Here is a 21,551-nt window from a genome sequence, read left to right on the forward strand (position 1 = left end):
ACCGGCCCCAGCCCCGACCTTCCCGGCCAAACGCCGCATCCGGTCGCAACTTTCCGACTATGCCAGAACCCTACCAGACCACCGTGACGCCGTCAAGGATTATTTTCCTATCTTGTCCTGAGTTGTCCCCAATCAAGTTGGCGGGCCTTGCATGCATGACACGCCTGATAAAAGTGAAATTGCCAGCATTCCCATGAGAGATTTAGGGGATCTCGCTTTTCTCAGCCTTGCTGAAGAATTTTTACTGAAATGATACAATATAAAATTATTCATCTAAGATTAATCTCGCCCTCTAGCAGGGACGACATTTCGTCAGGCCAAGGGCAGCCAGGATAAATAAGGGCATTCATGTGATAAAATAGCCGGCTCAATGAATCCATTTCAGATATTATTTCAATTAAATCGCGTTCTTTGTAGACAAATATTTTCTCCCTTGGATAGTCAATATGAGGCGCGTAAATTCCGCGTACGAATTCTTCAAAATGAATTTTCGATTTCAATTCGAACGCAGCAAGATATTTATTGTCTATTAATAGAATTGCATCAGGCAGAGATTCGGAAAGCCCCCAAACTCGATGAGCAAGATGATTTCTATTCCTAGAGGAAATTTTGGCGCGGGCCATAACGGAGTCAAATATTCTCTTCTTCCTTACATCAAGGACAGATGACGCTACTGCCTTTATCGCATCTAGCTGTGCGCTTGCGCTGTTTATTGCAGAGAACATGGCCAATGTGGGTTCAGCATTTGCCCCCAGCATGTTTACGATAGACTCAGCCATCCGGGCCTCTATTTCTGCCCACCCTGCTATAGCCCTTGCTATTAGAATTGCGAGTTCTGGACGGTCTGAAATAGCCTTTGGGTGAAAGAGTACGGGACTGGATTCATCTATTTGACTTAGAGGCATTGGTGACATGAACCGGTATCCTAAGTTCGATTAGGAAAAGGGCGACGAGATCTTGAAGCGGATGCTCAAGACCCCGCCGGAACCGAAAACCCCTCCCAAAAATGAGGCCTGGGAAAGATAGGGCTACTGAACCGAACCGGTGACAGCCGGCGGCTCACTTTTTAGTTGCTCCACTTGTTGGAGAATGGCGTGAGCCATCGCTTCTGCCGCTGCTATAGGCATTACAAGCCGTCCAATTACTACGCGGTCTAAGTTTGCTGGGTTGGTGCGGTAGTCGGATCGAACAGAGTCAAAGGTGATTCTCATGCAGCCGTTAAAGGTGAAAAAGCCGATTGCAGAGTCCGCAAAAACATCTGGGGAATGCGGGGTGTGCAATAACGGCGGTTCGTTACTCATAACAAATGCCTTTCTCTCTCCCGGTGTGATGTACGCGGCAGATAGACTAGGCGAGCCATTCAGAGTTATCGAGTCTTTTTGCGCATCAAAAAGAGATGCTTATCATTTTACTTAGGCGTGAGCAGCTTCACCAACCCAGCGACGGGTAAGACAGTTTTCGCGAACTTATTAGAACAAGTCTTCGGTACGTTCCGCATCGCTAATCTTGAAGAAAATGATTGAGCTACACATCAAGCCGCCTTGCAAGCCCCCACCCTTACTCCGCCGCCTCAAGCGGCACCGAAAACTGCTCCCACGCCGCCATGGCGTGCGCCGCGTACATCAGCGACGGGCCGCCGCCCATGTAGATGGCCATGCCGAGCGTTTCCTCGAATTCGGCCTTGGTCGCGCCGAGCCTGATCAGCGTCTCGGTGTGAAAGCCGATGCAGCCGTCGCAGCGCGTGGCGATGGCTATGCCGAGCGCCACCAGTTCCTTCACCTTCTTGTCGAGCGCGCCGTCTGCGGTCGCGGCCGCCGCCATCGCCGAAAAGCCCTTCATCACGTCGGGAATGTCGCGGCGCAGCGTCTTGGTGTGGGCGGAAATATCCCGGGTGATGTCGGGGTAGTATTTCGTCGTCATGCGGAGCTCCTGTAGACATATTCGTTTTCCGATATATTTCTACAGGAGCACCGGCCGGCCGCATTTGCGAAAGATCAAGTGCGGCTCAGCGCGCCGTCGAGAAGGCGAACCAGACGGCGACGGCGGCAAGCATCAAGGAGAGCGCGCGGCGGGCGAAGCGCTCGCGCCGCTCGTCGGTCAGGATCGGCGTCAGGAAGCCCGCGGCACCGACGATGCCGGCATGAATGCCGGTCGCCACGGCCACATAGACCGCCGTCAGGACAAGCGTCTGGCCGAGTACGGCGCCGGACGGATCGATGAAGGCCGGCAGCACGGCGACATAGAAGATCGCCGCCTTCGGATTGAGGAGGTTTGTCACCAGCCCGCGCCGGAAGAAGCGGCCATAGCCGTCATGGGCGTCGGTGCCGGTCTCGCTGCCGCCGTCGCGCCAGCCGTCCCAGGCGAGATAGAAGAGAAAGGCGATGCCCGCCCAGCGCAGCGTCTCGTAGACGAACGCCGAGGATTGCACCAGTTCGGCCGCGCCCACCGCGCCGGCAATGCCGATCGCAGCCAGCCCCAGCGCCACGCCGGCAACCGCGGCAAAGCCCTTGGCCCGCCCCTCGGTCGCCGCCGCCATGGCAAGCCAGGCCATGTTCGGCCCCGGCGTCAGCTCGATCAGCACGGAGGCGAGCACAAAGGCCGGCAACTGGTCCGGCAGGGTATCGGCAAGGAACGTCACGCACACTCCGAAATGGGGAAATCACCGGAGATCGTTCCGGCCCGCGTCATGCTCTTACGCACCTTGCCGTCGAAACGTCGTTGATTTCAATCACCCACGAGTTCGGAAAGGTCCTCTTCCGCGCGGTAGGGCTCAGCAATCTCCAGAATGAGCTTGCGCACGCTCTCCGGCATCGACGCCCCGCGCCCGGCCACCCCCTTGTTCAGCCGCTCGCCCTTGGCGGTCTCGGTGTCGGCGAAGGCCTCCGCCAGCTTCGCCGCATCGAGATAGTCCGGCCCGACATAGGCTGCCATCCGTTCGGCGAGCCCCGGCTTGTCGTTCAGGAAATCCTTCTCGTAGGAGACCCAGAGCGGCTTCACGAAGCCCATCCGCTCGCACTTCTTCCAGGAGAGATAGAATTGCAGGAACCAGTGCGCCTGCAGGTGCACCAGCGCCGTCAGCCGCGGCTCGTCCTCCATCTCGTGATAGCGGTCCGGCAGCGCGTCGAGGAAATAGTCGACGCTGGGATTTCCGGTCGAGCCCGCACGCCGCGCCTTGCGGAACATGTCGTCGAGACTGACGATCGAATCGAACAGGTTGCGGTAGGTGACGATCGGCATGATGTTGTAGGTCTTCAGCTGCCGGCAGAGATAGGGCGTCGCCCGCACATGGTGCTGCGCCACGTAGCCCCGCTGGTTCAGCCCGTAGCGGATCAGCGCCAGCTCGTCCGTCTCCTGCTCGCGCAAACCAATGCCCATTGCATAGATCGTCTGCATGTAGAGTGTTGCTGCCATCAGATTGCCGCCGGGCAGGTTCATAGAACGCTTCAGCGTGCCGCTGATGAAGGTCGAGGCGGATTTCGGCGCGCAGGCGACCAGGATGTTCGGTTGCTTCGCCCGCGCGGCCGACAGCTTCGCCCGCATCAGCAGTTCGGAAAACTGATCGAGATTGAAGGAGAGCCGGGCGACGACGTCGTCGCCGACGTCCGGCAGAAAGAAGGGGTTCGTCAGCGAAAAGAGGCTTGCCGCCGAGAGCTGCCGGTTCGCGTCGATCTTGCCGAGAAACTCGTTGCACTTCTCCTGGACATAGGCGAGGTCCGGACTTTCCGAGATCTTCTCGGCAAATTTCAGCATCAGTGCGTTCAATTCCGCGCTCATAGGTCCCTCAGTCCTTTCATCCATGTCGAACCGAGACGGACATCGGGACGTTCTACGCCCGCGCCTGTCCGCGTCTCGTTCACGCCCTCTCCGGCCCCAGCATCAGCGAAAAATCCGCCTCGTCTCGAAACGGCGCGAAGGCCTTCAATATCCGCTCGCGCGGTCCGGTCGGGATCGCCTCGCCGCGACCGGCAACCCCCTTGTTCCATTGCAGCCGCCCGGCCTCGGGATCGGCGGAAAGCTCGGCCAGCACCGCCTCGGCCGTCAGCCCGAAGCCGACATGGGCGGCGATCCGTTCGGCCATCGCCTGGCGGTCGCCCAGCAGATCGCGCTCGTAGGAAATCCACAGCGGCTCCACCATGCCGCGCCGCTCCAGCTTCTGCCAGTGCATCAGGAACTGCACGTACCAGGCAGCCCGGTCGGCAAGAAAATCGAAGCGATCCTCGTCGCTCATTTCCGTGTAATTCCTTGGAAAACCTTGCGAAAAATAGCTCTCCTCGGGCGCCTCGCCGGCCTCGCGTGAAGCCTTCTGCATGCGGCGGAACTGGTCGTCGATCGACACGAACGTGTCGAGAATGTTGCGCACGGTGACGATCACCCGGACCTTGTATTGCGCCAGCTGCCGGCAGAGGAAGGGCGTCGGCTTGATGTGGTGCTGGGCAATGTAGCCGGTGCCGTTCAGCCCGTTGCGGATCAGCGCCAGTTCGTCCACCTCGTCTTCCCGCAGGATGCCCTGCATCACGCCAAGCGTCTGCGGCGTGGCGACATTCGCCCCCAGATAGACGGTCGGCAGTTTTGCCGAGCGCGCGATCGCCGCGAAGATGAAGGAGGAGGCGGATTTCGGCGCGGCGGCGAGCAGGATGTTCGGCTGGCGCGCATTCGCCGCCGTCATCTTCAGCCGCATCACCCAGTCCATGAACTGGTCCTGCGAGGCCTTGAGCCCCGCCACATTTCCGAAGTCCGGCAGGAACAGCGGATTGTGGGCGGTCAGAAGTGCTGCGACCCTGACGATCTCGTCGTCGGGAAACTTGGCGATCAGCGCATGGCCCTTCTCGCGTACCGCAACGGGGTCGGACATCACGGCAAAGCCGCGCAGGAAAATCCTGACCTTGTCCTGTACCTCGTCGAGCATGTCCCGCCTGTCCCCGTCAACCGGAAACCGGCTTCGCACAAAGAACTGGCCCGAAGCTGGCCATTGCGGCGGCCTACGCCTTCTCGGCGCCCTCGCCCACCGTCAGCGGCCAGTCGACGATATAGTCCTCGTAGTCCTCGACATCGACGACGTCCTCGCTCACCGTGCGGCCGCGCGCCGAAATGCCGGCGGCATGCACCGTCTCCGGATCACCGGAGACCAGCGGATGCCACCAGTAGAGATCATGGCCCTCCTCGACCAGGCGATAGCCGCAGGTCGGCGGCAGCCACGGGATTTCAGAGACGCTTTCCGGCGTCAGCTGGATGCATTCCGGCACAAAATCCTTGCGGCTCTCGTAGTGGCGACAGCGACAGCTCTGATCGTCGAGCAGCGTGCAGGCGACCGAGGTGAAGGCGACCTCGCCGGTATCCCAGTCCTCGAGCTTGTTGAGACAGCACAGGCCGCAGCCATCGCAGAGCGATTCCCACTCCTGCTGGCTCATCTCGGTCAGCGTCTTCGTTTTCCAGAAAGGCAGTTTATCCGTCACTCTATCGCCTCGGCATCTGGGGAAACCCCGGTTAACCCTCGTCTGTCTTCTCTGCCGGTGTGGCATCGGCGGCACTTTCCAAACCGACCCCAACCGTTATAATCCGGGCCGGGGTTAACCGCCGGACATTGCTGCCTTCGCCAGCGAACCGGTCGGAGGGAGTTGAGGCAGCGTGCAGGATCCTTTTTCACCAGACGAGCGCCCGCGCAAGAAGCGCTTCGTCCTGCTCAAGATCGACGCCGCGCTCGATTCCTTCCTCTGGAATGCCGGCTTCCGCATCGCCGACACCTGGGAACGCATCACCATCTTCTTCCGCCGCTTCCGCATGTATGGCTGGAAGCGGGTGGTCTTCGAACTCCTCGGCGAGGCTGCCACCTGGGGCACCGTCGGCGCCGTCCTGATGCTGACGCTGGCGCTGCCGGCCTTCCAGGCGACCGACAAGGACTGGCGCAACAGCGGCGACTACGCGGTGACCTTCCTCGACCGCTACGGCAACGTCATCGGCCATCGCGGCGTCATCCACCAGAACTCGGTCCCGATCGAGGAGATGCCGGATTATCTCATCAAGTCGGTGCTGGCAACGGAAGACCGCCGCTTCTTCGACCATTTCGGCATCGACATCTTCGGCCTGGTGCGCGCCATGAGCGAGAATGCCCGCGCCGGCGGCGTCGTCCAGGGCGGCTCGACGCTGACCCAGCAGCTCGCCAAGAACCTCTTCCTGTCCAACGAGCGCTCCATCGAGCGCAAGATCAAGGAAGCCTTCCTGGCGCTGTGGCTGGAGGCGAACCTCACCAAGAAGCAGATTCTGGCCACCTATCTCGACCGCGCCTATATGGGCGGCGGCACCTTCGGCGTGGCGGCGGCGGCGCGCTTCTACTTCGGCAAGGATGTGCGCGAGGTCAATCTCGCCGAGGCGGCCATGCTCGCCGGCCTGTTCAAGGCGCCGGCGAAATACGCGCCGCATGTCAACCTGCCGGCAGCCCGCGCCCGCGCCAACGAGGTGCTGACCAATCTCGTCCAGGGCGGCTTCATGACCGAGGGCCAGGTGGTCGCCGCCAGGCGCAATCCGGCGACCGCGATCGACCGCGACGCCAATGAATCGCCCGACTATTTCCTCGACTGGGCCTATGACGAGGTCCAGCGCCTCGCCTTCCGCTTCCCCGAACACGCGCTGATCGTGCGCACCACGCTCGACATGGGCCTGCAGCACGCCGCCGATCAGGCGACGGAAGCAAGCCTGAGGGAATACGGCCAAAGCTACCGCGCCAAGCAGGCGGCGCTGGTGATGATCGAAAACGGCGGCGCGGTGCGCGCCATGGTCGGCGGCCGAGACTACGGCGAAAGCCAGTTCAACCGCGCCACCAAGGCGCTGCGCCAGCCGGGCTCCTCCTTCAAGGTCTACACATATGCGCTGGCGATGGAGAGCGGGCTAACGCCGCAGTCGACCATCGTCGACGCGCCGATCACCTGGAACGGCTGGTCGCCGCAGAATTACGGCCGCAGCTATGCCGGCCGAGTCACGCTGGAGACGGCGCTGAAGAAGTCGATCAACACTGTCCCGGTTCGCCTCGCCAAGGAAAAGCTCGGCATCGACGGCATCGTCAAGATGGCCAAGGACATGGGCGTCGAAACGCCGATCCGGGCCAACAAGACGATCCCGATCGGTACGTCGGAAGTCACCGTGCTCGACCAGGCCACCGCCTATGCGGTCTTCCCCGCCGGCGGCTACCAGTCGCGCCGGCACGGCATTTCGCAGATCCTCTCCTATGACGGCCGCCTGCTCTACGATTTCGAGCGTGACGAGCCGCCGGCCAAGCGGGTGATCTCGGAACAGGCCGACGCCTACATGAACCAGATGCTGACCCAGGTGCCGGTCTCCGGCACGGCGCGTGCCGCAGCCCTCGACCACGGCATCGTCACCGCCGGCAAGACCGGCACGACGCAGGCCTACCGCGACGCCTGGTTCGTCGGCTATACGGGCAACTACACGACCGCCATCTGGTTCGGAAACGACGACTACACCTCGACCAACCGTATGACCGGCGGCTCCATTCCGGCCCGCACCTTCAAGCGGCTGATGGATTACGCCCATCAGGGCATCCAGCTGAAACCCATCCCCGGCATCGAGGATCCGCTACCGACCGGCGACCGCACGCCGATCACCGTTGCCGCCGGCAAGAACAACACCCCCGACGACGGCTCCCTGCCCCCGCTCGTGCGCCCCCGCTCCCTGTCGCCGGAAACGACGACGCTCATCCGCACGCTCCGCGACGACCTCATCAAGGCCCCGCCGCTCACCTCGCCCGACCCGCAAAAGGTCGCCAGCGTCCGGTGATCCGCCTCCTCGCCTGATGGACAGCCGAGGTGCGACGGGTTGCACAACTGGATATGCGCAACCATTTTTGGTAAATAACGAAAAACCACCTCTGGTCACGTTGCCATCCGGAGAAGAATCCCATCAGTTGCGAAATACACTCAAAGGTATCAAAATTCCCGCACTGGATGTGATTCAAGATGTCAAAGCTTCCGAGTTCCTCGCGTGTCCGCGCCCTGTTGAGCACCACCTGCATGGCCGCGGTGCCATTTGCAGCGCAACTTTCGCTGCCGACTTATGGCTTGGCCGAACCGGTGTCATCGATCTGTAGCACGTCCGGCAACGTCACCTCCTCCAATTGCGACGATGGTGGGTATATCTCGATGATCGGCGGCGTCGGAACGTCAACCCTGACGGTCACCGGCGGCTCGGCGAGCGCAGTTTACATCGGTACCTATGACGAGGAGACCACGCCGACCGCCCAGACCTTGCGAATTACCGGCGGCACTGTCATCAACAACACCACATACAGCGCTGTCTATTTCTCCACCGATGCCGCCGACCACGACGCGACGATCATCATCGACGCCGGCGTGACGATCACGGCGGATGGTGGCGGCTTCGGCGCGGAGTGGTTCAGGAACGCCACATCCGGCGACATCACGGTGGACAGCGCCGCTACGGTCACCGCCTATGTGGGTCCCGGCATTTCGGCTTCGACCAATGACGGCAGCATCAGCCTCACCAACAGCGGCAGCGTGACATCGACCACCAATTGGGGTCTCTATGCCGATGGCGGTAAGTTCTCGACCGAGACCCAATCGATCTCGATTACCAATAGCGGTACCGTCAACGGCTATCTCGCCGGCATTCGCGCCATCGGCTATGTGGCCAATACCAGCGTCACCAACAGCGGAACCGTCTATTCCACAACCCGCCAGGCGATCACGGCCTGGTCCGACACCGGCACCGCCAGTGTGACGAACTCGGGAACGGTCACAGCGTATGACGAGGTCGGCCTGCAGGCGTGGGGCGCGACAGGTGTAACGGTGGTCAACAGCGGCACCGTCTATGCTTATGATAATGATGAACTGACGGACCAGGGTGTGGGCCACAACGGCATTCACACGCTCATACAGGGCTTCGGCACCACGACGATCACCAACACCAAGACCGGCGTCATCTATGCTCCCGACGATGCGGCGATCTCGGCCACTGCTCAAGGGAGCGACGAAGAAGACATCGATGGCGGCGGCGACATCAACATCGTCAACGCCGGCTCCGTCACCGGAGCAGACGGCATCGAGGCGACAACCCTCAACGGCAAGATCTCCATCACCAACACAGGCACGATCACCGGCCTGACCAGCACGGGCGTCACCCTTTCGCAAACGGCTTCGCTCGACAATTCGGGCACGATCAACGGCGAAAAATACGGTGTCTACCTGGAGGGTTCCGGCAACACGATCAGCAATACAGGCAGCATCACAGGCGGCATCGCGTCGGTCTATTTCGCAAGCGGCTCCAACACGCTGAACATCTCGCCCAGTTCCTTCTTCTCGGGCGTCGTCGACTACAACGAGACGACGGGCAACACCACGAATTTTGGCGCGGGAAGCTACCGTGTCGAAGCGTCGAACTATCTCTCCGGCCTGAACACGATCAATCTCGACAATGACGGCCAGACCCTGATCATCACCAACGCGGACACCACGGGGACGATCAACGTCGTTGCCCTTCCCTCGGCGAGCAAGATGGCCACGCAGTACACTTCGTCGGTGTCGGACGTGGTCGGCAGCATTCTGGCTCTCGATGTCGCCCGGCCCGATTCCGTGCAGGTCGACATGCCCGGCACCACCGGTGCGCTTGGCTACGCCGAGACGAAGGCCGACACCGCCGCCGTAAAGGCGATCAAGAGCCAGACCGGCGACCTCGCACTCGACGGCAACGGCAATCTCTTCTGGATGAGAGCATTCGGCGGACAGAAGTTCCTGCCGGGCGACGATGGCCAGACGGGCAGCGAATCCTTCCACTACGGCGCGATTTCCGGTGTCGACCATCAGTTCGACAAGACACGCCTCGGCATGTTCATGGGTGGCGGGCACGTGTCCAGCAAGGCCGATGACGGCACCTCCTCCATCACCGGAAATACCGGCTTCTTCGGCTTTTACGGCGCACAGCAGATGCAGGGCTTCCAGCTGGACGCCTCCATTGCCTTCGGCGGCATTCGCAACCGGTCGAAGCGTTCGATCAACAATGGCGAGGAAAATGCCGTCGGCAGCTTCAACGGCTGGTATGCCTCGCCGGAAATCGCGCTCAGCACATCGCGGTCGCTGGCCGACGACTGGACGCTGACCGGCCGCGCCAAGTTGCGTTATACCGGCGCCTGGTACGAGAGCTATGACGAAAGCGGTTCCTCCCAGAATATCGACTACGATTCGCGTACCTCGCAGTCGCTGGAGGGTCGGTTGATGGGCGAACTGACCAAGCGGACCGAGCTTTCGACCGGCCAGCCGCTCACCTTTACCCTGACGGGCGCTGTCTCTGACGTGCAGTATCTCGGCTCCGACAGCATTCATGCCAGCCTCGACAACACCGAGTTCAGCGTCGCCGACAGCGGCGCACGCAATGTCGCCGGCGTCGGCATCGGCGCGAACATCGACGTTCAGGTCAGGTCGAACGTCAGCGTCTATGGCGGGGTGGAAGGCTGGCTCTACACCGACAAGTCCAAGGCCTATTCCGGCCGGATGGGCGTGAAGGTCGCCTTCTGACCGACCGCTAACCGATGAAATGATGATCGGCCCGGGGCATCGTCCCGGGCCGATTGCATTGCGCGTACCGGACTTTTTCCTCGCCCACAGTGGAAAGCCGCGGTTTGCGGCAACTGGCTTGTTCCCATTTGAATATGAACGCTTTAGGCTCGCGGCAATTCGGGGTCAGAGGGTCCAGCTCCAGGTGTTCAGAATTCCATTCCTTGTGGCGGTCGGCCTTATGGTCGCTTTCGGCGTCGGCATCCTGTCGTCGATTTACGCGCTGAAGGCGACCGAGGGGTTCGGGGCCATCCGGCTCGGGGCCTGGACCGCCTTCCCCCGCGCCCAGACCGCCGATGCAGATCCCTATGCCAAGGCGCACCGGGCGAATGCCGGACGGCTGACCTATGGCGAGGCGGAGGCGCTGCGCTTCATCGCCGACCGCGACGATTCAGGCGAGGCCTTCTCCACCGCATGCACCTATCGTATTTCCGGCCAGACGCCGCAGACCCGGCTCTGGACGCTCTATGTCGGCGGCGCGGACGGGCGGCCCTTCACGGTGGCGAAGTCCCTGCCGATGGCGCTCAACTCCTGGGTCGTGCTGCGCGGCACGGACGGCATGTTCGACATCGTCGCGGCGACCGAGGCGAAGCCCGGCAACTGGCTGGCGCTGCTGCCGACCGGCACGTTCCGACTGGTGCTGACGCTGTTCGACACGCCGACGGCCGGCAGTGCAGGTCTGATGGACCTCACCATGCCGCAAGTGCAGAGACTGGGGTGCAAGAATGCCTGATTTCCGGGGCGTGCCCTTCGCCGTCATCATCGGGCTGGTCGGCGCGGCGATCCTGCATCTGATCACCATATTGTGGCTGCCGGAATTCACCGGCCGCGACGCGTTCACGCGGGTGATCGCCGAGGGTGACTTCTACCAGTTCCACCCGCTCTCCGATCAGCCGGATGCGGCGGGGCTGGCAAACGGCGATCCGTTCCTCAGCGAAGCGGTCTGCGGCTTCGACGCGGCAGATGGGCCGGTGCGGCTGCAGGCCGTCGGCGACCTGCCCTTCTGGTCGCTGGCAGTCTATGATTCCGACAGCAACGAGGTGTTCTCGATCAACGACCGGACGTCGTCCGGCGGCGTCATGGATGTGGTGCTGGCGACGCCCGTCGATCTCGCGTCGATCCGCAAGGAACTGCCGGAAGACTTCGCCAAGTCGATCCTCGTCGAAATGCCGGTGTCGGACGGCTATGCGGTGCTGCGGGCGATGGCGCCGATGCCGAGCTACGGACCGCTTGTCCGCGCCTTCCTTCAGGAGGCGCGCTGCACGGTGACCCGCCCGGCGTAAGCCGTCGATCGATTTCCGTCAGCCGCGGTTCTGCGACAGGCTGCCGATGACGAAATTGTCGCGGCGCTCGTAGCGGATGCCTGTAAACAGCAGCACCTTGGCGTCGCCGGTGACCGGCCGGCGATTGACCGGCGGCTTCTTGGTGGACTTGTGGTCCTGCAAACGAACTATCTCTGCCATGCTCGTCTCCTTGATAAGGCGATCGAGACGGATGAAGAGCGATTTCATCCTGCCCGCCGTTTCGGCCGGGCTGGCGCATCTCCAGATTGGGGACCTCGAACCTTCGGAGGCATCTGCGCCGTTCTCACGTCCACCGGTTTCCGTTTCGCCTTGATGCTTCAAACGGATCACCGATGGTGATGGTTCCATTCAGACACAGCATAGTTAACAGGTCGTTAGCGAATTTGGTCTAATTTGCTCTTTCAGATGTTGTGCGTAGCGTGGGTAGGGCCGTGAGTGACCGGTACAGAGAGCTGGAAGGACCATTGGGTGTGCGTAGGAAGGATGTGGTGCTGATGGCGACCGTGACGAGTTTCGAGTCGCTCAAACAGCCGACGCGGACGGAGCTGCAGCAGTTCGCCGAGCTTTTCACGCCGTTCTTTCACGCCTCGTCCGAGGAAACCCGCCGCCAGGCGATCGCCGCCCTGTCGCAGTGCGAGCACGTTCCCCAGGCCGTCGCCCTCTTCATCGGCAGCCAGCCGATCAGCCTCGCCGCCCCCTTCCTCACCAGTTCACCGGCAATCCATGACGACACGCTGATCATGATCGCCCGCACGCAAGGCGGAGCGCATGCGCGCGCCATCGTCCGGCGCGAGAACCTGTCGCCGCGCGTCGTCGACGCGCTGGTCGGCCTGCGCCACACCGAGCCGCGCGGCGAACAGACGGGCCGCGGCATGCCGCATCCGGCAACGGCCGCGAAACCCCAGGCAACCGAGGCCTCCCGTCCGGCCACAACCCAGACGGAAACGGTCCCGACTGCGGCGGCAACGGTGCCCGCAGCCGAGGATGAAGAGATCCTGCGTCTGGCGCGCGAGGAAGCTCTGCGCGAGCAGCTGAAGCAGCTTGCCCGGCATATGGCCCGACCCGAAACCGACAGGCTCGGCCTGCGCACGATCTCCGACATGCAGGCGGCCCTCCTCGTCCGCTTTGCGCGCAACATGGAAGCCGGCCACTTCGCCACGACGCTCTCCGATACGCTGACGTCGAGCCGCTGGCTTGCCGAGCGCATCATGCTGGACATTTCCGGCCACCAGCTGGCAACGACGCTGATCGGCGTCGGCATGGCCGAAGACGACATCCGCATGATCCTGACCGCCCTTTACCCGCACCTTTCCGAACAGCGCGACGGCAAGACGATGGCGGACATACTGGTCGGGGAACTGGATCCGTGGGACAGCCTCGAGCGCGTCGAAACCTGGTGCCGCGCCGACCGCTACACCTTCTCGGACGACGAGAGAGCCATCGCACCGCAAGAACCGGCCAAGAAGGACGAGCGGGCGGCCTAGGCCTGCCCCCTACCCCTCCACTTCGAACAGGCCCTCGACGCTGTCGCATTCGAGTTCGACGATCCAGAGGTCGGAATCGAAGTTTGTTTCCCGCTTGAGCAGGGCGTCGACGTCGGCGGCTTCGGCAAGGTCCAGACGCTTTTCGAACATCCGGCCCATGGCCTCGTCTTCCTCGAAAAAGCTCTGCGGCGCGGGGCCGTAGAGATTTTCGCGGCCGTCGCGGAAGCGCTGGCGGATGAAGATCGCGCCGGCGGCGTCTGCCCCCTTGCGCTCGACGGCGGCAAATCCGCCGGCGGAGAAGACGCGGCGGATGAGGGCCGAGACGAAGATTTCGGTTTTCAGGCGCATGGCTTTGTCCCGCTCAGAAACATGAGACAACGGGATCGCATGCGAGCGCGCAATCTGCAAGCCGAGGCCAATGGCAATGCCTATGCCGGGCCTGATCCGGAAGGCTCGATCAGACCTTGACGGCGAGCCGCAGCCCGCCCCAGTGCCGACCGTTGACAGTGATCGGGGAGGAAATGTCCTTCATCAGCACGAAATTGCCGCCGCCCATGTCGCGGCGATAGGTCTGCACCAGGAAGGGCGCGGTGGAGCGGCCGGCGGCAAGACCGACGCGATCGTTGAAGATGCGGCGGTTGCGGCAGTTGGCCGTGTTCCAGACCGGATCGTTGGGCTTCTGCGGCTGCGAGAACTTGCGATTGTGGGTGGAGAGATAGCCGTTGTTGTCGACGGCCGCGCAGAAGGCGATGCGCTCGTCCTCGGCCAGGACCGGCTCCTGGATCGCCGGCAGCAAATCGTCGGTGATCGCGTTGAACGCGGTCACGAATTGCTGTGGGTCGCTGCCGGGCACCGGCCGGTAGTCGCGGTCGAAGAGATCGGCTTCGGAAATCCGTCCAGCCGCGACGGCGCCTTCGAGTGCTGCGGAAATGGCGCCGGCGACATCGGTCGCCATGCCGATCCAGCGGCTGTCGGCGGTCTCGATGCCGGCGCTGGCGGTGAGCTGGATGATGGTCTCCGACAGTCCGACGAGATCATCCAGGCGTTCGCTCGCCTTCTGCATGCCGGTGTTCGATTTCAGCATCTCGCCGGCCATGCCGCCGAGCGTTTCGACGAAGGCGGCGCACTGGCGATCGACGGTCTCCGTCGTGCGGGCGAATTCGGAGGCGGAATCGAGGATGCTGGACATCACCCCCTCCATCTCGCCGAACGAGGCGCGGACGGCGGACGAGGTCTCCTGCACCTCGCGGGCACTTTCGGCCGCGCCGGCGCCCGAGCCGGTCAGCCGTTCGATCTTGCTGCCGAGTTCGTTCAGCATCGTCTGGATCGCCTCGGTCGCCTTCGAGGTCTGCAGCGACAGGGCGCGGATTTCGGCGGCGACCACGGCAAAGCCCTTGCCGCTTTCGCCGGCGCGCGCCGCCTCGATCGCGGCATTGAGCGCCAGCAGGTTGGTCTGGCGGGCGATGATGGAGATTTCCTGGGCGATGCCGTCGACATTGGCGAGCGACTGCGAAAAGCTGCCGATCTCGGCGGAGATCTCGCCAGTGCTGGAAAGCATCTTGTCGATCTCGACGGCCGAGCGGGTCAAGCGCTCGGACGATGCCTGCATCATGGTGCGGGCGCGTGCCGCGTCGTCGTCGGTGCGCCTGAGGCTTTCGGCGAGCTTGTTGTTGGTGCTGGCGATCTGCAAGGCGACATCGGTGATCTCGGAAAATGTCGCCGCGTGGCGCGACGACATGGCCGCCGTATCATGAACCGCACCGGCAATATCGACGAGGTCGATACCGAGGTTCGAGGCCTCGCGCGCCAACTGGCCAATGATTGCCTTCAATTCCCGTGCGTCGGGCCCGGCTTCGCCGCCGACGTCTTCCTGTCGCTGCACCAAGGATTGCATGACGATCTCCTCACCACTGGCAAGAATAGACCCATCATGGTTAACCAATACATAATATTAGAGAAGGCGTAACTACGGGGGCAGCGCGCAATACTCAGAGCGCGCCGATCTGCTGCAGTTTCTTCAGGACGGCGGCGTTGGGTTCGCCGGTGACCGGCAGGCGGTAATGCTTCTCGAAATGGCTGATCGCGGCCCGCGTCTGGTCGCCGGCGACGCCATCGACCTTGATATCGGCATAGGCGATGTTGGAAAGACCGCGCTGGATACTGGTGACCAGATCGGACGCCGGCTGTTTGGCAGGGGCGGATACCTTCGTCACCGGGACGGCGGCCGGCGGCTTTGCGGAGGCCTGGCGGATCGCGTCGGCAACCGGATCGGATACCGGGACCTTGGGCTGCGGCTTCGGCTGCTGCCTGGCCTTTGCCAGTTCCGGCGTCGGCCGCGACGCGGGAACGACCACCGGTGCCGGTGGCGTCGGCTTCGGCTCGACGTCCGACGTCTTGCCGATTCCGGATTTCAGGAGCACGAGAATGTCGTCGCGCGCCTCGCCGCTCGGCTTCAGGCCGATGCGCTGCTCGAAGCTGGAGATCGCCGCCGAGGTTCGCGGACCGTCAATGCCGTCAATGGCGCCGTCATAGAGGCCGCGCTTGGCGAGTTCGCCCTGGATCTCGCCGACCAGAACATCCGGCTTCGGCACGGATGCGGTCACCCCGGCATCGTCCGGCGCGGGGCGCTCGAGCGGATGGACGGCGGCGGTCTGCGTGCTGTCGAGGTCGTTTGCGGTCTCGCGCTCGATCCTGAACGTCGTGACATTGTTTTCGGGCAGTTCGTGCGGCTTGCGCACCAGGCCGGCAATGCCGTTCGGGTTCTTGTCCGTGCGGGTTCTCAGGATCGGCGCCGGATGTTCGTTCGGCTGGTACCAGAGCGCGTTGGCGGCGACGAAGCCGAAGATGACGGCAAAGGCCAGCGTGCCGCCAAACAGCGACGGATGACGGCCGATGACGGCAGCCGTGCGCCCCCCGCCCCGAACGGCAAGGCGCAGCAGGATGGCGCCTGCTCCCTGCTTCTTAGGCGGTTTTCGCTTGCGAGCGGCCATTGATCTCTTCCTTGCATTGGCTGGCTGCCGGCGTGTCGCTGGACTTCAGGCGCGGCGGAAACTCCACCATGCGCCCATCGCCCTCGGCGGCCGCGCGTGCCGCGCCGCTGCCATCTGCCGGCAGAACGATCGAAATCACCGTGCCCTCGCCGGGCGTGCTGTCGATCAGGAACTCGCCGCCATGCAGCGCGACGAGCCCCTTCACCAGCGAGATGCCGAGGCCGGTGCCTTCGTACTGGCGGGTGTAATCGTTCTGGATCTGGGTGAACGGACGGCCGATCAGGGCGATCTTGTCGGCCGGAATGCCGATGCCCGTGTCGCTGACCGTCAACTTGAAATTCTCGCCCTCGCGCACCGCATCGACGGTAACGACGCCGCCGGCATCGGTGAACTTGATGGCGTTGCCGACGAGGTTGATGAGGATCTGCTTCAGTGCGCGCTGGTCGGCGACCACTTCGCCGATCTCGCGCTGGACGCGGCTTGTGAGCGCGACGCCCTTTTCCTTCGCCTGCAGGCCGAGCATTTCCTCGCAGGTCTTGACGGCGCGACCGGGCGCGAAAGGCTCGAGCATCAGCTCGTAGTGGCCGGCCTCGATCTTGCTCATGTCGAGCATGGTGTTGACGACCGACAGGAGATGACCGCCCGACTGGCGGATCAGCTGGACATATTCGCGCTGGCGCTCGTTTTCGAAGCGGCCGAAATATTCGCCGGCCAGAATGTCGGAAAAACCGAGAATGGCGTTGAGCGGCGTGCGCAGCTCGTGGCTGACGGCAGCCAGGAAGCGCGACTTCGCCTCATGCGCCGATGCGGCCTCTTCGCTCTTCACCTGCAGCTCGGCCGCCATGTCCTTTTCGGCGGAAACGTCGGTGAGCGCGCCGATGATGCGGGCCGGACGGCCATCCTTGATATCGCCGGCGCTGAGGTCGAGACGGACATGCGAAAACTGTCCCTCGCCGAGACCGCGGCGCTCCAGCCGCAGATCGACGGAGGCGCTCTGGCGGGTGCCCTGGCGCAGGACGTCGATGGCCTTGAGGAAATGGATCCGGTCGGAAACGTGGATGTGCTCGACGAAGCCGCGGCCCGGATAGCGGGCGGCCTGCTCGGACTGGTCATCGGCGCCGCGACCGCCGACGACCGTCACGTGTCCCTGCAGATCGAAGAGGATGAGGAAGCCGGGATAGGCGGCAAACAGGCTCGCCTCATCCGTCTGGGCGGGCTTGACGGCAGCGGGACGTTCCTCGCGTGCGCTCAGCCTCGACAGCGCAATGGCGCCGACGGCGGAAAACAGGAAGCCGGCGGCAACGGCGGCGACACCGGCAGGCAAGGCGACGGCAGGGCTGGTGACGAGCGACAGGCCAGCAGGCACGGCAAGCAGGGCCGTGGACGAGACCAGGATCAACCGGCGCAGCACTGCGACTTCGGCAATCTCGGCGTCCTGGCCCGCATTCGAACCGGCAAGCCACGCAGTGGCCATCCGGTCGGCGAGGCCAACGGCCCGATCAGCAATGTTACGCAATACCAGCACTTAAACGAGCCCTGTGAAACGCTTCTTTCTTATGCGCCAAATGTACAGGGCGGCGGCTTAAGGAAAGTATAAAAGGGGGTGTCCGGAAGGGCCGGCCAAACCATAAAAATCCCGATTTGGGACGATTCAACGGTGCTTTGCAATTCGTGGTTAACGAGGGGTAAGCGACGGATTTGGCTTGATTTTTCGTTTCGCGTTAAGATTTGTGGCAGGGTTATCCACACGCTTGCCCAGTGTTTTCAGGCGCTGCGCCGCCCATATGATTAACACCGGTCGTTCAAATTCTAATCAAAGTTTCGGAAAATTTGAAAATACGGCATTTGAGCAAAATTCGCGGCAAATGTGAGTGAATTCTGCAAAGGGCGATTCGCTTCTCGCCCCTATAGTGCCCCACAAGACCGGTAAATGGTCAGGTTGAACCGGCGATAGACCGGACGACAAAACAGGATGGGCATCATGTGGTTTCTGATCAAAGGAGCGTTCTGGTTCTCGATCGTCCTTGTGGCGTTATCATTCTTCGGCACCGATCCGGGCGAGGAAATGGCCAAGGGCGAGACCAGAGTTGAATTCGCCAATGCGTTTACCGCGGCGAGCGGCGCGATCCGCTACATGGGCGCGATCTGCTCGGAACAGCCGGACGTCTGCGAAAAGGGCGCCAGGACATTTGCAGCGCTCAGCGTCAGGGCCCGCGAAGGCGCCAAGGTTGCCTACGAGATGCTCGACACCTATCTGGACAAGAAGGACGGCACCAAAACCGAAACCGCCGCTCTCGACGATACAACGGCCGCCACCGACGATCCGGTCGGCGCCATCATCACCGGCACGGTCGTGCCGCATCCCATCCCCAAGCCTCAGCGCTGAGATTTTCATTGAAGGCGGGTGCCGCCTTCATCCTTCCGTGACTGCCTGTCACACCACCTCGGCAATCTGTTGCCAGCGCCATGGGGAGCCCATCCGCCATGGCGTTTTCTTTTTTCCCGGCCATGGTTCATTTGTCGGCCCGTTTGGCCTATATGCCAGACACAACCGACAAAAGAGACAACGGGCCGACATGACCGCACTCGACCAGATCATCGACGACTTCGCCTTCCTGGAAGACTGGGAAGACCGCTATCGCTATGTGATCGAACTCGGCAAGGCGCTGCCCGACCTGCCCGACAGCCAGAAGACGGCGGAGAACAAGGTGCAGGGCTGCGCGAGCCAGGTGTGGCTGGTCGTCAACCCGGCCGACGACACGGCCGATCCGGTGCTGACCTTCGCAGGCGATTCCGACGCCCATATCGTGCGCGGCCTGGTCGCCATCGTGCTGGCGCTCTATTCCGGCAAGCATGCCTCCGAGATCGCCAAGCTCGACGCCCTCGACACGTTCAAGGAAATCGGCCTCGTGGAGCATCTGTCCGCGCAACGCGCCAACGGCCTGCGCTCCATGGTCCAGCGGATCCGCAACGAGGCAGCGCTGCGGATCGCTGCGTAAGGCTTAGGCTGAGCCGGCGCCATTACAGGTCTGGCCGATAATTCTCCGCTCCCCAATGACGGATGTCGCTGTGGCTCCTTGCCGCCGGCGGATGATAGTGACGGGCGAGCGCCAGAAGCGCGGTACGCAGCATCAGCTTGGCCGAACGCGCCGGCCACTGACGCTCGCGTTCGACCGTTTCGAGGCCCTTGCAGAAGCAGCAGACATCGAGCGCAATGCCGGAGAGTTCCGGCCCGAGCGCATCGATCGCACGGTTGAGCCGGCGGCGGGCCTCGATGGCGCTTGCGGCCAGATCGGCCATGCCGCCCGCCTGTCCCCTGCCCCGGCTCTGCAGACGCGGCTCCCATGAGGCAGTGACGCGCGGCTGCAGACCGGCGCGTTCGAAATCGTGAGCCAGCCTTTCCCCGGCCGAGACGGCCTCCGGCGGCAGGAACGGCTTGCCGTCCTTCTCCTTCAACCGCAGGAGCGGCGCCAGCGGCGTCTCGCTGCGGTTGACGGTGACGGTCTCGCGGACACCCTGGCATTCGACCGACATGCGGTCGAGATCACGGTGCTGGGCGGAGAAGACATCAGCGCCCTCCCCCTGTTCCGCGAGCGCGCGCAGGCGGGCGAGAAGCGTTCCGGCCTCCGCTCGCAATGTCAGCCGCGCGCCGGCACGCTCGAGCACGCCATCGGAGACAAGCGCATCGACAAGGTCCGTCGGAAAGGCGCGCGTGCCACCCGTTCCGGCGGCCTGCGTCAACCGCATCATCGCCGGCATGCCGGCTGTCGCTTGATCCACCGTCACGCCGACAGCGCCGATGTACTCCAGAAGCTTGAGGGTCCGCGCCCGGCGCCGCGGCGTCCAGTCGTTCATCATGCGTGACGCCTCAGTCATCGCCGCCTCCCGCCGTGACCGCGGCGATCGACAGGACGATGCGCTCGACGGTGCCGACGAATTCGTCGAAGGCGCGGTCGTCGCGCCGGTCCTCGACCCTGGCGCAGGCATGCGAAACGGTCGTGCGATCGCGGCCGAAGGCGATGCCGATCTCGCTCATCGGCAGGCTAAGCGACACGTGGCAGACATACATGGCGATCTGGCGGATGTGGCAGGCGGTGCGACGGCGCTCGCGGCGGACGAGAATGCGCTCGCCGGTTAGCAGGAAAAGCTCGGCGATGATGTTGCGCACCACCCGGCAGAGCGCCCTTTCGCGCGACAGCGGCAGGGCCATCGAGCGGACGGGGCCGTTGACGGGGAAGGACCGGTGGCGGACGGCCGGCGGTGGCGGTTCTCTGGTTTGACTGACAGCAGGCGGGACAATCGGAAGCATGAAACAACTCCTTTGCGAATAGGAATTTATTCATACACCCTATGGCAAATGCGGGGATGCAAGAAACCTCTGCGCCACAACCTGGCCTTGTTTTTACGATGAAAATGCAAGAGGAGGCAACAAATTTTGGGATTTATTTCCTCGCCTTCACGGCGAAGCGGCTCCTTTGCGGAGGCGTCGATACCGTCGGCGGGGCGCATCGCGCCGGGCAAACCCCGCGCCAAAACGCAAAACCCGGTCGCAGGGACCGGGTTCTGACAACATCACACCTCATCGAGAGGCATGGTGGATATTACTTGCCGCGCTTGCGGCGCTGGCCGAGGCCCATTTCCTTGGCGAGGCGCGAACGCGCTTCCGCATAGGCGGGAGCCACCATCGGATAATCGGCGGGCAGTTCCCACTTTTCGCGATAGTCTTCCGGCGTCAGGTCATGATGGGTCATCAGATGACGCTTCAGCGACTTGAAGGTACCGCCGCATTCCAGGCACGTGATCTGGTCGTCCTGAACGGACTTGCGCACGGAAACGGCAGGCTTCTGCTTCTCGGCCATGGCGGCCGCAGGAGCGGGAGTGGACGTGTTATGCAATGCGTTGTGAACATCCGCAATCAGGCCAGGCAGTTCGCTGACCGGAACAACGTGATTACCGACATAGGCGGCGACAATATCGGCCGTCAATTCCACTAGCAAATCCTGATTGCTGTCCAAAGCAAGCTCCGTCATTATTGACTATCTCCTGTTCAATATCTCGCCCAATCCGCCGCCCGCTTCATAGCAAAGCGACGAATCAATAACGCGAACTTCGCACGCCGGACCGGATAGATCATCTATCCCTAATATAACGACGCCCACCCCAAGCTTCGCTATGACATTCCGACGCCCGATACAG

22 protein-coding genes are annotated in these 21,551 nt (G+C 62.6%); 7 read left to right on the forward strand and 15 right to left on the reverse strand.

Annotated features, from left to right (window positions below; all coding sequences use genetic code 11):
* Positions 1–269 precede the first annotated feature (269 nt).
* The 7 genes from NN662_RS13510 to NN662_RS13540 all read right to left on the reverse strand — a co-directional run bounded on the left by NN662_RS13510 (position 270) and on the right by NN662_RS13540 (position 5,453).
* A complete protein-coding gene (locus NN662_RS13510; RefSeq protein WP_261930761.1) occupies positions 270–914 on the reverse strand; it encodes a hypothetical protein in 645 nt (214 codons plus the stop codon).
* Between the two features lie 114 nt (positions 915–1,028).
* Positions 1,029–1,301 carry a hypothetical protein gene (locus NN662_RS13515; RefSeq protein WP_261930762.1) on the reverse strand — a complete coding sequence of 91 codons (273 nt, stop codon included), beginning with the start codon at positions 1,299–1,301 and terminating at the stop codon, positions 1,029–1,031.
* Between the two features lie 256 nt (positions 1,302–1,557).
* Complete coding sequence (locus NN662_RS13520; RefSeq protein WP_261930763.1) at positions 1,558–1,920, reverse strand: carboxymuconolactone decarboxylase family protein; 363 nt, start codon at positions 1,918–1,920, stop codon at positions 1,558–1,560.
* Positions 1,921–2,005: 85 nt separating this feature from the next.
* The gene (locus NN662_RS13525) at positions 2,006–2,638 is read right to left on the reverse strand and encodes a LysE family translocator (protein ID WP_261930764.1); all 633 of its coding nucleotides are present in this window, start codon (positions 2,636–2,638) and stop codon (positions 2,006–2,008) included.
* A gap of 86 nt (positions 2,639–2,724) precedes the next feature.
* Positions 2,725–3,774, reverse strand: a complete 1,050-nt coding sequence (locus NN662_RS13530) for a hypothetical protein (RefSeq protein WP_261930765.1) — start codon at positions 3,772–3,774, stop codon at positions 2,725–2,727.
* Positions 3,775–3,853: 79 nt separating this feature from the next.
* Positions 3,854–4,906, reverse strand: coding sequence for a hypothetical protein (locus tag NN662_RS13535; RefSeq protein ID WP_261930766.1), 1,053 nt, complete (start codon positions 4,904–4,906; stop codon positions 3,854–3,856).
* A 73-nt stretch (positions 4,907–4,979) separates the two neighbouring features.
* Positions 4,980–5,453, reverse strand: a complete 474-nt coding sequence (locus NN662_RS13540) for a YcgN family cysteine cluster protein (protein WP_261930767.1) — start codon at positions 5,451–5,453, stop codon at positions 4,980–4,982.
* 172 nt (positions 5,454–5,625) lie between these two features.
* Between NN662_RS13540 and NN662_RS13545 the strand changes: the two genes are divergently transcribed.
* The 4 genes from NN662_RS13545 (at position 5,626) to NN662_RS13560 (ending at position 11,860) form a co-directional block, all read left to right on the forward strand.
* The gene (locus NN662_RS13545; RefSeq protein WP_261930768.1) at positions 5,626–7,788 is read left to right on the forward strand and encodes a transglycosylase domain-containing protein; all 2,163 of its coding nucleotides are present in this window, start codon (positions 5,626–5,628) and stop codon (positions 7,786–7,788) included.
* Between the two features lie 179 nt (positions 7,789–7,967).
* A complete protein-coding gene (locus NN662_RS13550; protein ID WP_261930769.1) occupies positions 7,968–10,538 on the forward strand; it encodes an autotransporter domain-containing protein in 2,571 nt (856 codons plus the stop codon).
* Positions 10,539–10,722: 184 nt separating this feature from the next.
* On the forward strand, positions 10,723–11,310 hold the full coding sequence (locus tag NN662_RS13555; protein WP_261930770.1) for a DUF1214 domain-containing protein: 588 nt from the start codon (positions 10,723–10,725) through the stop codon (positions 11,308–11,310).
* A complete protein-coding gene (locus NN662_RS13560) occupies positions 11,303–11,860 on the forward strand; it encodes a DUF1254 domain-containing protein (protein WP_261930771.1) in 558 nt (185 codons plus the stop codon). Before NN662_RS13555 ends, NN662_RS13560 begins: the two co-directional genes overlap by 8 nt.
* An 18-nt stretch (positions 11,861–11,878) precedes the next feature.
* On the opposite strand, the gene NN662_RS13565 is transcribed toward NN662_RS13560, so the two are convergent.
* Positions 11,879–12,040: a hypothetical protein gene (locus tag NN662_RS13565; RefSeq protein WP_261930772.1), complete on the reverse strand. Its 162-nt coding sequence runs from the start codon at positions 12,038–12,040 to the stop codon at positions 11,879–11,881.
* Positions 12,041–12,351: 311 nt separating this feature from the next.
* On the opposite strand from NN662_RS13565, the gene NN662_RS13570 reads away from it, so the two are divergent.
* A complete protein-coding gene (locus NN662_RS13570; protein ID WP_410010933.1) occupies positions 12,352–13,365 on the forward strand; it encodes a DUF2336 domain-containing protein in 1,014 nt (337 codons plus the stop codon).
* 9 nt (positions 13,366–13,374) lie between these two features.
* Here NN662_RS13570 and NN662_RS13575 read toward each other — a convergent pair whose 3' ends face one another.
* From NN662_RS13575 to NN662_RS13590, 4 genes are all read right to left on the reverse strand, one after another.
* Positions 13,375–13,713, reverse strand: a complete 339-nt coding sequence (locus tag NN662_RS13575) for a DUF1491 family protein (protein ID WP_261930774.1) — start codon at positions 13,711–13,713, stop codon at positions 13,375–13,377.
* A 109-nt stretch (positions 13,714–13,822) separates the two neighbouring features.
* Positions 13,823–15,259, reverse strand: a complete 1,437-nt coding sequence (locus NN662_RS13580; RefSeq protein WP_261930775.1) for a methyl-accepting chemotaxis protein — start codon at positions 15,257–15,259, stop codon at positions 13,823–13,825.
* Positions 15,260–15,353: 94 nt separating this feature from the next.
* Positions 15,354–16,355 (reverse strand): peptidoglycan-binding protein, encoded by a 1,002-nt coding sequence (locus tag NN662_RS13585; protein ID WP_261930776.1) that lies wholly within the window; start codon positions 16,353–16,355, stop codon positions 15,354–15,356.
* Positions 16,327–17,829, reverse strand: coding sequence for a sensor histidine kinase (locus NN662_RS13590; RefSeq protein ID WP_261931970.1), 1,503 nt, complete (start codon positions 17,827–17,829; stop codon positions 16,327–16,329). Before NN662_RS13590 ends, NN662_RS13585 begins: the two co-directional genes overlap by 29 nt.
* 507 nt (positions 17,830–18,336) lie before the next feature.
* On the opposite strand from NN662_RS13590, the gene NN662_RS13595 reads away from it, so the two are divergent.
* Together NN662_RS13595 and NN662_RS13600 are read left to right on the forward strand one after the other, a co-directional pair.
* A complete protein-coding gene (locus NN662_RS13595; protein ID WP_261930777.1) occupies positions 18,337–18,741 on the forward strand; it encodes a DUF5330 domain-containing protein in 405 nt (134 codons plus the stop codon).
* A 190-nt stretch (positions 18,742–18,931) separates the two neighbouring features.
* The gene (locus tag NN662_RS13600) at positions 18,932–19,354 is read left to right on the forward strand and encodes a SufE family protein (protein ID WP_261930778.1); all 423 of its coding nucleotides are present in this window, start codon (positions 18,932–18,934) and stop codon (positions 19,352–19,354) included.
* 22 nt (positions 19,355–19,376) lie between these two features.
* On the opposite strand, the gene NN662_RS13605 is transcribed toward NN662_RS13600, so the two are convergent.
* The 3 genes from NN662_RS13605 to NN662_RS13615 form a co-directional block, all read right to left on the reverse strand.
* Positions 19,377–20,231, reverse strand: coding sequence for a DUF6456 domain-containing protein (locus NN662_RS13605; protein WP_261930779.1), 855 nt, complete (start codon positions 20,229–20,231; stop codon positions 19,377–19,379).
* Positions 20,224–20,664 carry a helix-turn-helix domain-containing protein gene (locus NN662_RS13610; RefSeq protein WP_410010934.1) on the reverse strand — a complete coding sequence of 147 codons (441 nt, stop codon included), beginning with the start codon at positions 20,662–20,664 and terminating at the stop codon, positions 20,224–20,226. Before NN662_RS13610 ends, NN662_RS13605 begins: the two co-directional genes overlap by 8 nt.
* Before the next feature lie 292 nt (positions 20,665–20,956).
* The gene (locus NN662_RS13615; protein WP_261930780.1) at positions 20,957–21,385 is read right to left on the reverse strand and encodes a MucR family transcriptional regulator; all 429 of its coding nucleotides are present in this window, start codon (positions 21,383–21,385) and stop codon (positions 20,957–20,959) included.
* Positions 21,386–21,551: the final 166 nt, after the last annotated feature.

The organism is Rhizobium sp. NRK18 (assembly GCF_024385575.1).
Lineage (GTDB): Bacteria > Pseudomonadota > Alphaproteobacteria > Rhizobiales > Rhizobiaceae > JANFMV01.

Excerpts from the sequence above, each read along its gene's own strand:
- NN662_RS13590 (WP_261931970.1), bottom strand. The coding sequence starts at position 17,829 with ATGGCCACTGCGTGGCTTGCCGGTTCGAATGCGGGCCAGGACGCCGAG.
- NN662_RS13530 (WP_261930765.1), bottom strand. The coding sequence starts at position 3,774 with ATGAGCGCGGAATTGAACGCACTGATGCTGAAATTTGCCGAGAAGATC.
- NN662_RS13615 (WP_261930780.1), bottom strand. The coding sequence starts at position 21,385 with ATGACGGAGCTTGCTTTGGACAGCAATCAGGATTTGCTAGTGGAATTG.
- NN662_RS13520 (WP_261930763.1), bottom strand. The coding sequence starts at position 1,920 with ATGACGACGAAATACTACCCCGACATCACCCGGGATATTTCCGCCCAC.
- NN662_RS13560 (WP_261930771.1), top strand. The coding sequence starts at position 11,303 with ATGCCTGATTTCCGGGGCGTGCCCTTCGCCGTCATCATCGGGCTGGTC.
- NN662_RS13600 (WP_261930778.1), top strand. The coding sequence starts at position 18,932 with ATGACCGCACTCGACCAGATCATCGACGACTTCGCCTTCCTGGAAGAC.
- NN662_RS13510 (WP_261930761.1), bottom strand. The coding sequence starts at position 914 with ATGTCACCAATGCCTCTAAGTCAAATAGATGAATCCAGTCCCGTACTC.
- NN662_RS13605 (WP_261930779.1), bottom strand. The coding sequence starts at position 20,231 with ATGACTGAGGCGTCACGCATGATGAACGACTGGACGCCGCGGCGCCGG.
- NN662_RS13550 (WP_261930769.1), top strand. The coding sequence starts at position 7,968 with ATGTCAAAGCTTCCGAGTTCCTCGCGTGTCCGCGCCCTGTTGAGCACC.
- NN662_RS13575 (WP_261930774.1), bottom strand. The coding sequence starts at position 13,713 with ATGCGCCTGAAAACCGAAATCTTCGTCTCGGCCCTCATCCGCCGCGTC.
- NN662_RS13535 (WP_261930766.1), bottom strand. The coding sequence starts at position 4,906 with ATGCTCGACGAGGTACAGGACAAGGTCAGGATTTTCCTGCGCGGCTTT.
- NN662_RS13580 (WP_261930775.1), bottom strand. The coding sequence starts at position 15,259 with ATGCAATCCTTGGTGCAGCGACAGGAAGACGTCGGCGGCGAAGCCGGG.
- NN662_RS13565 (WP_261930772.1), bottom strand. The coding sequence starts at position 12,040 with ATGGCAGAGATAGTTCGTTTGCAGGACCACAAGTCCACCAAGAAGCCG.
- NN662_RS13610 (WP_410010934.1), bottom strand. The coding sequence starts at position 20,664 with ATGCTTCCGATTGTCCCGCCTGCTGTCAGTCAAACCAGAGAACCGCCA.
- NN662_RS13585 (WP_261930776.1), bottom strand. The coding sequence starts at position 16,355 with ATGGCCGCTCGCAAGCGAAAACCGCCTAAGAAGCAGGGAGCAGGCGCC.
- NN662_RS13595 (WP_261930777.1), top strand. The coding sequence starts at position 18,337 with ATGTGGTTTCTGATCAAAGGAGCGTTCTGGTTCTCGATCGTCCTTGTG.
- NN662_RS13515 (WP_261930762.1), bottom strand. The coding sequence starts at position 1,301 with ATGAGTAACGAACCGCCGTTATTGCACACCCCGCATTCCCCAGATGTT.